This is a genomic window from Streptomyces sp. T39, assembly GCF_008042045.1.
Taxonomy (GTDB): domain Bacteria; phylum Actinomycetota; class Actinomycetes; order Streptomycetales; family Streptomycetaceae; genus Streptomyces.
The window spans coordinates 1-11,120 of record NZ_RDBP01000032.1 but is presented as its reverse complement, the minus strand read 5'-3'; the positions used below and the strand labels follow the sequence as shown (position 1 = coordinate 11,120).

General features: G+C 69.8%; 6 protein-coding genes and 4 pseudogenes. 6 read left to right on the top strand and 4 right to left on the bottom strand.

The features are described 5' to 3' along the window. Positions 1-433: pseudogene (locus tag EAO77_RS41425) on the top strand (IS1380 family transposase); the annotation flags it as partial. Between the two features lie 236 nt (positions 434-669). Then, positions 670-2,076: a glycosyl hydrolase gene (locus EAO77_RS21710; RefSeq protein WP_147989971.1), complete on the top strand. Its 1,407-nt coding sequence runs from the start codon at positions 670-672 to the stop codon at positions 2,074-2,076. Between the two features lie 71 nt (positions 2,077-2,147). Here the strand turns inward: EAO77_RS21710 and EAO77_RS21705 are convergent, their stop codons facing one another. Then, complete coding sequence (locus EAO77_RS21705; protein WP_147989970.1) at positions 2,148-3,248, bottom strand: hypothetical protein; 1,101 nt, start codon at positions 3,246-3,248, stop codon at positions 2,148-2,150. A gap of 555 nt (positions 3,249-3,803) precedes the next feature. On the opposite strand from EAO77_RS21705, the pseudogene EAO77_RS41420 reads away from it, so the two are divergent. Continuing rightward, positions 3,804-3,950: pseudogene (locus EAO77_RS41420) on the top strand (LacI family transcriptional regulator); the annotation flags it as partial. Positions 3,951-4,003: 53 nt separating this feature from the next. Here EAO77_RS41420 and EAO77_RS21695 read toward each other — a convergent pair. Together EAO77_RS21695 and EAO77_RS21690 are read right to left on the bottom strand one after the other, a co-directional pair. Beyond that, positions 4,004-4,948 (bottom strand): annotated as a pseudogene (locus EAO77_RS21695) (LacI family DNA-binding transcriptional regulator); the annotation flags it as partial. Next, positions 4,945-7,353, bottom strand: coding sequence for a glycoside hydrolase family 2 protein (locus EAO77_RS21690; protein ID WP_147989969.1), 2,409 nt, complete (start codon positions 7,351-7,353; stop codon positions 4,945-4,947). The pseudogene EAO77_RS21695 and the gene EAO77_RS21690, both read right to left, overlap by 4 nt. A 272-nt stretch (positions 7,354-7,625) precedes the next feature. On the opposite strand from EAO77_RS21690, the gene EAO77_RS21685 reads away from it, so the two are divergent. From EAO77_RS21685 to EAO77_RS21675, 3 genes are all read left to right on the top strand, one after another. Beyond that, positions 7,626-8,945, top strand: coding sequence for an ABC transporter substrate-binding protein (locus EAO77_RS21685; RefSeq protein WP_147989968.1), 1,320 nt, complete (start codon positions 7,626-7,628; stop codon positions 8,943-8,945). Between the two features lie 86 nt (positions 8,946-9,031). Beyond that, complete coding sequence (locus tag EAO77_RS21680; protein ID WP_147989967.1) at positions 9,032-10,018, top strand: carbohydrate ABC transporter permease; 987 nt, start codon at positions 9,032-9,034, stop codon at positions 10,016-10,018. Next, complete coding sequence (locus tag EAO77_RS21675; protein WP_147989966.1) at positions 10,015-10,893, top strand: carbohydrate ABC transporter permease; 879 nt, start codon at positions 10,015-10,017, stop codon at positions 10,891-10,893. The genes EAO77_RS21680 and EAO77_RS21675 overlap by 4 nt, the downstream gene beginning before the upstream one ends. Positions 10,894-10,977: 84 nt before the next feature. On the opposite strand, the pseudogene EAO77_RS40240 reads toward EAO77_RS21675, so the two are convergent. Next, positions 10,978-11,120: pseudogene (locus EAO77_RS40240) on the bottom strand (carbohydrate ABC transporter permease); the annotation flags it as partial.

The following is an 11,120-nucleotide window of genomic DNA, read 5'->3' as shown; positions in this document are numbered from 1 at the left end:
ACTCGGTCGGCACGACCGTCACCGAGGCCATCCACCGTGCCGTGCTCCTGGTTCCGGCCTCGGACTGGACCCCGGCCATCGAACGGGACGGGCAGGTCCGCGACGGCGCCCGGGTCGCCGAACTGTCCGGCGAGGTCCCGAGGGGCTGGCCGAAGGGACTGCGGCTGATCGTGCGGGAGGAACGGCCGCACCCGGGCGCACAGTTGCGCATCACCGACGCCGATGGACTGCGGCTGACCTGCTTCGCCACCAACACCACCGCCCTGCCGATCGCGGCACCGGAGCTACGACAGCCGGCGGGCGCGGGCCGAGGACGGCATCCGCTCCTACCGGCGAAATCCGCGGGTGGGAGCCCCGCCGCCGGTTCCGCCTTCTCTCCGCCGCCGCCCACATCGCCACGACCGTCCGCCGCGGGCATCTGCGGTTCGCCCGCCGCACCGTGCCCGCGCACGGCGTCGAGGGCGCCGCCCCACCCGTGCGCGAAACGCACATGCGACCCAAACGCCGGGAATTCCGGCAGAGTTTAGGAATGGGTTTGGCAAAGAAACCGGCCGGGTCGTTGCCAAACGAACGCGACCGTTGACGGGAACGGAGCGGGCGGCCATCTTCGACATCTGAAGAGGTATCCCTTTCCACCCTCCCAGCGGATCACGGAAGACGGAATCCACCATGCCCCGAATCCGGCATCTCCTTTTCTCCGCGTCGGCCGCCACCGCTCTTGTGGCGGCGTTACTCGTCTGGCCGGCGAGTGACGACGCGCAGGCATTCCCGCCGACTCCCAAGGCGAACGTGCTCAATCATCTGCGCTCGATTTCCGGGAATCACATCATCTCGGGCCAGCACAACAAGGAACCGGCCTCAGCGCCGGGCCAGTACACCCAGCAGGTCAAGGACGTCACCGGGCAGTACCCGGGCCTGTGGGGCGGCGACCTGATGTTCACCGCTGCGGACGTGGCGAACCGGCAGCGGGTCGTGGACCAGGCGAAGACGGAATGGGCCAACGGCTCGCTGGTCAGCCTCACCTGGCACGTCTGCCCGCCGACCGGCGGCAGCAGCTGCGCCTTCGAGGGCGGGGTGAAGTCGCGGATCACGGACGCGCAGTTCACCCAGACCGTCACCGAGGGAACGGCGCTCAACTCCGCGTGGAAGCAGCGCCTCGACGAGGCCGTCCCCTATCTCCGGCAATTGAAGGACGCCGGCATCCCCGTGCTCTTCCGCCCCCTGCACGAAATGAACGAATCCTGGAACTGGTGGGGAAACCGGCCCGGCCCGGGCGGCAGCGCACGCCTCTATCAGATCACCCGGGACCACCTCGCCGGCACCCGAGGGCTGGACAATCTGATCTGGGTCTGGAACGTGCAGGACAATCCGGCCGGCGGCTGGTCGCACTACTATCCCGGCGACGGGTACGCGGACGTCGTCTCGCTGGACGTCTGGTACAAGAACCACCCCAGTGCGGCCGATTACCAGCAGATGCGGAGCATCGCCGGGACCAAGCCGATGGCCCTCGCCGAGACGGGCAAGATGCCGACCGCCTCACTGCTGGAATCCCAGCCCCAGTGGGCGTGGTTCATGATGTGGTCCGAGCATCTGCGCGGCAACAACACCGACGCCGAGACCCAGGCCGCGTACTTCCACCCCCGGGTGCTGAACCAGGGCGAGTTCGCACCCTCCTCGGCAGCGACCACCGGCGCCATCACGGGTCTGGCCGCGAAATGCGTGGACGCACGGGCCTCCGGCACGGCGAACGGCACCGTCGTGCAGCTCTACACCTGCGCACCCGGTGTGGCCCAGACCTGGTCCGCGGCGGGCGACGGCACCGTGCGCAACCCCCACTCCGGGAGGTGCCTCGACATCGCCGGAGGCGCCACGGCGAACGGCACACCCGTCCAGCTCTGGGACTGCAACGGCTCCGCCGCGCAGCAGTGGCGCCATGACGGGTCCACCGGCGCCCTGCGCAACCCCGCATCGGGCCGCTGCCTCGACGTCACCGGCAACACCTCCGCCGACGGCACCTGGCTCCAGATCTGGGACTGCACCGGCGGGGCGAACCAGCGCTGGGCGCTGCCCGGCTGAGCCGCGTGCCCGCCCGGGTACCCGGGCGGGTACGGGCGGACCGCACGCTGTTGGGCGTCTCCCGGCCGCGGTCACTGGAAACTGAGCCGGTGCGGGACGTCCGGGTCGTCCGGGCAGGTGTGGATGCGCATCAGCCCGCGGCCGAGGTACACCCCCACGGGGACGACGGCCGTCATGTCCTCCGCCCGGTCCTCGACGGGCAGCCAGCTGCGTGAGGCGCCGTCGCATTCCCAGGTGTGGACGGTGAGCAGCGGCGGCATGGCGTTCCCGCACCGGGGGCAGTCCACGGGCGCCGGGCCGGTGAGGTGCCAGGAGGCGTAGCCGCCGACCTTCCAGCCGGGGGCGACGGAGAGGTCGCTCATGTAGTCGATCTCGTCCGGCTCCCCGGCCCGGGCGGCCGCCATGGCCGCTTCGTACTCCTCGTAGCCGGCGTAGCGCTCCGGTGCCGGGGCGTCCTCCCCGTCCCGGCCCCCCTCCCCGTCCTCGTCCCCGTCTCCGTCCTCGTCGAGAAGGCCCTCCTCCCAGTCGGCGATCTCCTCCTGGAGGTCCTCGTCCAGCAGGCCGAGGTACTCGTGCTCGAGGACCTGCTCCGGGTGGAGGACGCAGGTGGTCGGGACGCACTCCTCGCGGCCGGCGACCGGCGGTTCGGGCTGCGGCGTCAGGACGGGGCCGACGTCCTCGGACCGCCGCCACCTCAGGACCACGTCGATCGTGCGGTCCGGGCCGTGCACCTCGAAGGGGCACCAGAACACCTGGAGCAGGTCGTGTCCGTGCGGCCCGGCGAGGTCCGGCACGTCACGGGTCCGGAGCTGGGCCACGGCGAGGAGCGGCAGCGGGTCGGCGTCGCCCAGCTCCGGGGCGTGCGTGCCGGACGTCATGCCCTCCAGGATCCGCAGCTCCTCGCCGGTGAACTCCCGGCCCCGCGCCCCGTCCTGGATGCGCCGCCGCCGGCGCACGTCGGACAGGAGGTGTCCGGTGCCCTTCGGGTGGACCGCGGTGCAGACCGGCCACGGTTCACCGGCGGGCCACAGCAGCGGCCCGGCGACCGAGCTCTCCTGCGCCGTCGGCGCACCCGGGCGCGGGTGCAGGCGTGTCGCGGTCCGCCGGTGGGCGGCGAGGGCGGGGAAGAGCGCCTCGGCATCGACGGGACGCGGCGGTGTGGTGCGGGTCATGCGGTTCCTCCGGGCTGTCCGGCACCGATGCCGGGTGCCGAGGGGGCTGTGGCGGCCGGGTGGTCGCCGAACCGGGGCCGTGAGGGCTCCGTCGCAGCTCACCGATCATCTCCGCCCGGTGCCGCGCCCGGTGCGGCGGGCTGCCGAAGTCCCATCGGCATCACGCGTCACATGAATATGACCGTGCCATGGATCAACTCGCAAAGCTTGAACACGAATTACACACATCCTCTCTCCATACTCGTCCCGATGGTCTAGATTGACCGTGCTTCAGCTGTTCGGGCACGACGCGACCGTCAAACGATCTTTAGGTCCGGCGCTACGGAAGACCAGCATTCGCGTCCCCGCGCCGGACGTGGGGGTGATCGATTACAGGAGCCCGGTAAGGCGCTTCGGGTGTGGGGAGCACCCGGGGTTTCGACGGGTTTCCGTGTTTCCTCGGAGAACCGGCAGGACACGTGTGTCCGCTGCCGGCGGGGTGGGCTGTCCGCACAGCCCGGCACCAACCGGAATGTCATGCGCGGAAGAGGCGGGGGCCTCTTCCGGTGAGCAAGCGTGCGCGGCGCAGGGGAGGCGGGGGCCTCCCGGGGGAGGAGGGCCACCCGTTCCCTGCTGCTCTCCGCCGAGCGGCCCACGGCCATCGTGTACGACAACGACATCATGGCCGTCGCGGGGGCGGGCGTCGCCGCCGAGATGGGCTTCGTCGTCCCCGACGACGTGTCCCTGCTCGCCTGGGACGACTCCCAGCTGTGCCGCATCACCCCGAAGAGCGTCCTGGCCACCTCGGCACCGAAGTGGTGCACGTCGTGGCTCATGGCCGACAGGGTGGGGTGGGTGATGCGGCACAGCTGGGAGTCGTCCCAGGCGAGCAGGGACACGTCGTCGGGGACGACGAAGCCCATCTCGGCGGCGACGCCCGCCCCCGCGACGGCCATGATGTCGTTGTCGTACACGATGGCCGTGGGCCGCTCGGCGGAGAGCAGCAGGGAACGGGTGGCCCTGGCGCCCTCCTTGCCGTCGAACCCGGTCGCGATCTGCCGCCCCTCCTCCAGACCCAGTTCGCGCATCGTGGTGGCGAACGCCGCCGCGCGGATGGCGCTGTGCCCGAGACCCGCCGGCCCGCCGACGCGGGCGATGCGCCGGTGGCCGAGGGCCGCCAGGTAGCGGACGGCCTCCGCGGCGGCCGTGGCGTCGTCCGTCCACACCGTGGGGAAACCGCCGGTCAGCGACGGGTGGCCGACCGCGACCGCGGGGAGCCCGATGGCCTGGAGGGACGGCACCCGCGGATCGCGCTCGTGGAAGTCGACGAGGACGGCACCGGCGATCGTCTGGCTGCGCCACCACGTGGTGTACAGCTCGATCTCCTCGTCGAGGTCCCGCACCAGACGCAGCAGCAGCGAGCACGACCGTTCGGCGAGGACGCTCTCGATGCCGGAGATGAAGTCCATGTAGAACGGTTCGAGGCCCAGCAGCCGGGCGGGACGGCACAGGGCCAGGCCGAGGATGTCGACCCGCTGGCTGGACAGACTGCGCGCGGTGACGTTCGGCGCCCATCCGAGCTCCCGGGCCGCCTCGAAGATCCGCTCCCGCGTGGCCTGCGAGACGCCCGGCTTCTGGTTGAACGCGAGCGAGACCGCGCCCTTGGAGACTCCGGCGCGGGCGGCGACGTCCTTGATGGTGACGCGTGCCGGGCTGTTCACACCACGTCCACGCAGAACAGCGCCGCGCGTACGTCCGCCTCGGTGACGGGGCCGCTGCCGCTGACACGGATCCGGGTCCGCTCACCGGGGAGCAGCGTCAGCAGGCCCTGATCGGCCGCGGCGGAGGGGCCGAGGCGGTCGGGCTGGAGGAGAAGGTCCCGCAGGAGGGTGTGTGCGCTCACCACGACGTCGAGCTTATCGCTCTGCCCGGCCACCGGTTCCACCGTGACGTCGTAGGAGGGCTTCGGGTAGGCGAAGTCCTTGTCGGGCACCGGGAGGAACACGCTGCGCAGGCCGTCGGCGTCGGCGACCAGGAGTTCCTTGCCGGAGTCCGCGTCGGGCAGCAGCCCGGTGGGCACCGCCAGGCGCACCGCGGACCGGGGGGCGGCCCTCACCTCCAGCACCTCCTCGCCCAGCACGCCGCCGTCGGCCTCCAGGCGGCGCAGGGTCACCGCGGTCCGCCAGGTGCCGGAGCCCTGGTTGACGACGGCGAGCACCGGGCCGCTCTCGCCCTCGCCGGCGGGCTGAAGGCTGATCAGCCGGTCCGCGTAGACGCGGCGCAGTTCGTGGTGGAGGGGCTTGAGACGGCCGTCCCCGTCGATCGCGGCCCAGGAGCTGACCGGCCAGCAGTCGTTGAGCTGCCAGACGACCGTGCCCGCGCACACCGGCCAGTGGGAGCGCCAGTGCTCGATGCCGGCGGCGACGGCGCGGGCCTGGACGACCTGGGTGAGGTAGTGCCAGCGGTCGAAGTCGCCCTCGGGGAGGTCGAAGTGGCGGGCGACACCGCGGTTCAGCTTGCCGTTCCCGTCCTCGGCCTTCTGGTGGTGCAGCATGCCCGGCGAGTCGGGCGCGAGTTCCTCGCCGGGCAGCGCGCGGCGAAGGGTGGCCATCGCCGGCGGGGCCTGCCAGCCGAACTCGGCCACGAACCGGGGCACGTCCGCCCGGTACTCGGCGTAGTCCTGGCGGTTCCACACCTCCCAGGAGTGGTGGGTGCCGTGCGCGGGGTCGTTGGGGTGGTGGTCCCAGGAGCCGGACCAGGGGCTGCCCGCGGTGTAGGGGCGGGTGGGGTCGAGTTCGGCGACGATCCGGGGCAGCAGGCCGAGGTAGTAGCCCTCGCCCCAGGAGTCGCCGGCGAGCTCCGGCTCCCAGTCCCAGTCGCGGAAGCCCCACAGGTTCTCGTTGTTGCCGTTCCAGAGCACCAGGCTGGGGTGCGGCATCAGTCGGACAACGTTGTCGCGGGCCTCGGCGTCGATCTCGCCCCGCAGCGGCTGCTCCTCGGGGTAGGCGGAGCAGGCGAAGAGGAAGTCCTGCCAGACCAGCAGGCCGAGTTCGTCGCAGGCGTCGTAGAAGGCGTCGTCCTCGTAGATCCCGCCGCCCCAGATGCGGACCAGGTCGATGTTGGCGTCGGCGGCCTGCGCGAGGCGGGTGCGGTAGCGCTCGGGGGTGATCCGGGTGGGGAAGGCGTCGTCGGGGATCCAGTTGACGCCGCGGGCGAAGAGGCGTTCGCCGTTGACGACGAGGGTGAACCCGGTGCCGTGCTCGTCGGCGGAGCGGTCCAGCTCGACGGTGCGGAAGCCGATGCGCCGCTGCCAGGCGTCGAGCTCCGCGCCGTCCGCCGCGAGCGACACCTCCAGGTCGTACAGGGGCTGTTCGCCGTAGCCGCGGGGCCACCAGAGACGGGCGCCGGGCACGTCGAGGCGGATCACGGCCTCGTCGCCCTCGAAGGCGGCCTGCGCGCGGCGGCCGTCCACCGAGGCGTGCGCCGTCAGTTCGCGGCCGGCGCCGGTGGCCGTGCGCTCGACGGCCAGGCGGATCTCGACCCGGCCCGTGCCGTTCTCGACGGTGACCAGCGGGCGGACCGAGGCGATGCGCGCGGTGGACCAGTGCTCCAGGCGCACCGGACGCCAGATGCCGGCCGTGACCAGCGTCGGTCCCCAGTCCCAGCCGAAGTTGCAGGCCATCTTGCGGATGTACTGGGAGGGCTCCGGGTAGACGTTGGGCCGGCTTCCGGTCACCTGCCGGACGGCTTCGGCCTCGTCGTAGGCCGAGGTGAAGTGCACCTGGAGCTCACCGGTCAGCCCGGTGGCGTCGAAGCGGTACGTGCGGTGCATGTTGCGCGTGGTGCCGAGGTCCCGGCCGCCGAAGGTGATGCGCGCGGCGGTGTCGAGGCCCTCGAAGACGAGGTCGGTGCGCTCGTGGCCGCTGTCGTGGGCGACGTCCGTCCGGTAGGTCCAGTCCCTGCGGCCGATCCAGGCGACCTCCTTCTCGTTCAGACCGGTGAAGGGGTCCGGTATGAGGTCCGCGGCGAGCAGATCGGTGTGGACGCAGCCGGGGACCACGGCGGGGAGCAGCGCATCGCCGTGACGCAGGCTCCAGCCGTCGGTGAGCGGGGTGACGTCCTTCATGGTGCGGCTCCAATCGCCTGGCGCAGGCCGGTGTTGTGTACGACGTTGCACAACCTAACCGCCGCATCACGCCATGTCCATAAACCGGTCTAGTCAACCGACCGCCCCCGTCTCGGCGACTCAAACCCTCTTCCACCGCCCCACCGTCGCACTCCGGTAACGATTGCGCATCGTAGTGGAAATCAGAGCTTTACCGGTTCAGGCACTCCCTGCCATAGTTCCGGCATCCCACCCACAGTTCCGAGCCGCACCATCCTGAAGGAGTTGGACACATGGGGAAGAAGCAGGCGCTCGCGGGCGCGTTCCTCGCTCTCGCGACACTGACCGTCGCGGGGTGCAGCGGTGGAGGCACGGCGTCGAAGGAGACCGCCGCGGCCCCCACGGACCCGGCTTCGGTGTCCGGCACCATCAAGGTGCTCACCCACCGTACGGACCTCGTCCAGAACGGTGTGATGAAGGAGTACGCGGCCGAGTTCGCGAAGACCTACCCCAAGGTGAAGGTGGAGTTCGAGGGCCTCACCGACTACGAGGGCGAGGTCAAGATCCGGATGAACACCGAGAACTACGGTGACGTCCTGATGATCCCCGCCGTCATCGCCAAGAACGACTACCCGAAGTTCTTCGCCCCCCTCGGCGACACGGCGGACCTGGCCCCGAAGTACCGCTTCACCGACAAGACCGACGTCGGCGGCAAGGTCTACGGTGTGGCGCAGTTCGGCAACACCAACGGCTTCGTCTACAACAAGGCCGTCTGGAAGGAGGCCGGTGTCACGGAGTGGCCGAAGACGCCGGAGGAGTTCCTCGCCGGGCTGAGGGCGATCGCCGAGAAGACCGACGCCATCCCGTACTACACCAACTTCAAGGACGCCTGGCCGCTCACCTCCTGGACGAACAACGTCGGCTCGGTCAGCTGCGACGGCGCGGCGGGCGACAAGCTGGCGGGCGCGGTCTCCCCGTGGAAGGAGGGCGGCGAGCTGCGGCTGATCGACACCCTGCTGCACGACACGGTCAAGGGCGGCCTCTCCGAGAAGGACCCCTCCACGACCAACTGGGAAGCGTCCAAGGGCATGATCGCCAAGGGCGAGATCGCCACGATGCAGCTCGGCTCGTGGGCGATCACGCAGATGCAGGACGCCGCGAAGAAGGCCGGCACCAGCCCCGAGGACATCGGGTACATGCCGTTCCCCGCACAGAAGGACGGCAGGTACTGCGCGATGGTGGGCTCCGACTACCAGCAGGCCGTGAACATCCACTCCGAGCACAAGGACGCGGCCCGCGCGTGGATCGACTGGTTCACGGACAAGTCCGGCTACGCGGCCAAGGAGGGCGCCATCTCCGCGGTGAAGGCGGCGGAGATGCCCGCCACGCTCAAGGACTTCGTTGACAACGATGTCACGTTCCTGGACCGTTCCGAGGCGAAGACGGGCGAGGTCAACGCGATCGACAACGCCGCCGAGATCGGCCTGAACAAGCCCGACTACCGGCAGAAGCTGATCGACATCGCGCGCGGCGCCCAGAAGGGCAGCGTGGAGGACTTCTTCGCCGACCTCGACAAGAAGTGGGACGAGGCAGCGAAGACCGCCGGTTCCTGACACCCGGCGGAGGCGGGCCCCGGCCGCGCGACACCGGCCGGGGCCCTTCAGCCTGCCGCGCCAGCGGACGACGAAAGGCCGCGAGAATGACTGAGACGACCGAGACGGTGACCGCGAAGGCACCGCACGCCGCGGACTCCCGGGGAGGGAGAGCCGCCCGGCGAACCGCCGGCCCCCGCACACACCGGCCGGGGGACACCACGAGGCGACGGCTGCTGCAGCGCCTGACGCCGTGGCTCTTCCTGGTGGTGCCGTTGGTGTTCCTGGTGACGTTCACCTATGTGCCGGTGGCCAACATGGTGTTCTACAGCTTCACGGACTGGGACGGTGTGAGTCCGGACCGGAACTTCACCGGCGTGGACAACTACACGCAGATCTTCACCCGTCCCGAGCTGTTCCGGGTGTTCTTCGTGAGCGGTTACTACCTCGCCGCGTCGGTGGTGCAGATCGTGGTCGCGCTCTACTTCGCGACCGTGCTCAGCTTCAGCCTCCGCTTCCGGAACCTGTTCAAGGGCATCCTGTTCTTCCCCTACCTGATCAACGGTGTGGCGATCGGCTTCGTGTTCCTGTACTTCTTCCAGGACGGCGGCACCCTCGACTCGGTCCTGTCCTGGTTCGGCGCCGACCCCGACCACGCCTGGCTCGGCGACCCCACCTCGGCGAACACCTCCCTGGCCGGCGTGTCGGTCTGGCGCTTCACCGGGCTCAACTTCGTCCTGTTCCTCGGCGCGATCCAGTCCGTCCCCGGCGAGCTCTACGAAGCCGCCCAGCTCGACGGCGCCACCCGCTGGCAGCAGTTCCGCCACATCATCGCCCCGAGCATCAAGCCCGTGCTGAGCCTCAGCATCATCCTCGCGATCTCCGGATCACTGTCCGTCTTCGAGATCCCGTACATCATGACCGGCGGCGCCACCGGCACCTCGACCTTCGTCATCCAGACGGTCAAGCTCGCCTTCCAGTTCAACAAGACGGGTCTGGCCTCGGCGGCCGCCGTCGTCCTGCTGCTGATCATCCTGCTCATCACCTGGATCCAGCGCCGCCTCGTGCCCGATGAGAAGGTGGACCTCGCATGACCCCGGCAACCCGCACCCCCGTGCTCGACGACAGGGCCCCGCGGGCCCGGCGCCGGCTCCCGCTCGGCAGCGTCCTGGTCTACCTCTCCCTGGTCGCCGCCGCCCTCGTCGTCCTGCTCCCGCTGACCGTCGTCTTCCTCACCTCGCTGAAGACGTCGAAGGAGGTCGCCGACGGCGGGGCGATGTCCCTGCCGGGCGACTGGCTCAACTTCTCCAACTACGCCACGGCCTTCACCGACGGCAACATGCTCACCGCCTTCGGGAACACCGCGTTCATCCTGCTCTTCTCGATCACCGGCACCGTGATCATCGGCTCCATGACCGCCTACGCCATCGACCGCTTCCACTTCCGCGCCAAGAAGCTCGTCATGGCCCTGTTCCTGATCGCGACCCTCGTCCCCGCCGTCACCACCCAGGTCGCCACCTTCCAGGTGATCAACAGCTTCGAGCTCTTCGACACCCGCTGGGCCCCGATCCTGCTCTACATGGGCACCGACATCGTGTCGATCTACATCTTCCTCCAGTTCATCCGCGGCATCCCGGTCTCCCTCGACGAAGCCGCACGCCTCGACGGCGCCAACTCCTTCACCATCTACCGCAAGATCATCCTGCCGATGCTCAAACCCGCCGTCGCCACCGTGGTGATCATCAAGGGCATCACCGTCTACAACGACTTCTACATCCCCTTCCTCTACATGCCGTCCCAGGAGCTCGGCACCATCTCCACCGCGCTCTTCCGCTTCAAGGGCCCCTTCGGCGCTCACTGGGAGAACATCTCCGCCGGCGCCATCCTCGTCATCCTCCCCACCCTCCTGCTCTTCCTCTTCCTCCAGCGCTACATCTACAACGGCTTCACCAACGGCGCGACGAAATAGCCTGTCCGCAGGGCCGGTTCACGGCCGCGGTACCCGGCGCACCACTGCCGGGCACCGCGGCCGTGAACCGGCCCTGCGGACAGGCTATTTCGTCGCGCCGTTGGTGAAGCCGTTGTAGATGTAGCGCTGGAGGAAGAGGAAGAGCAGGAGGGTGGGGAGGATGACGAGGATGGCGCCGGCGGAGATGTTCTCCCAGTGAGCGCCGAAGGGGCCCTTGAAGCGGAAGA

Coding starts and splice junctions, on each gene's coding strand:
- EAO77_RS21710 (WP_147989971.1), top strand. CDS start 670: ATGCCCCGAATCCGGCATCTCCTTTTCTCCGCGTCGGCCGCCACCGCT.
- EAO77_RS21705 (WP_147989970.1), bottom strand. CDS start 3,248: ATGACCCGCACCACACCGCCGCGTCCCGTCGATGCCGAGGCGCTCTTC.
- EAO77_RS21690 (WP_147989969.1), bottom strand. CDS start 7,353: ATGAAGGACGTCACCCCGCTCACCGACGGCTGGAGCCTGCGTCACGGC.
- EAO77_RS21685 (WP_147989968.1), top strand. CDS start 7,626: ATGGGGAAGAAGCAGGCGCTCGCGGGCGCGTTCCTCGCTCTCGCGACA.
- EAO77_RS21680 (WP_147989967.1), top strand. CDS start 9,032: ATGACTGAGACGACCGAGACGGTGACCGCGAAGGCACCGCACGCCGCG.
- EAO77_RS21675 (WP_147989966.1), top strand. CDS start 10,015: ATGACCCCGGCAACCCGCACCCCCGTGCTCGACGACAGGGCCCCGCGG.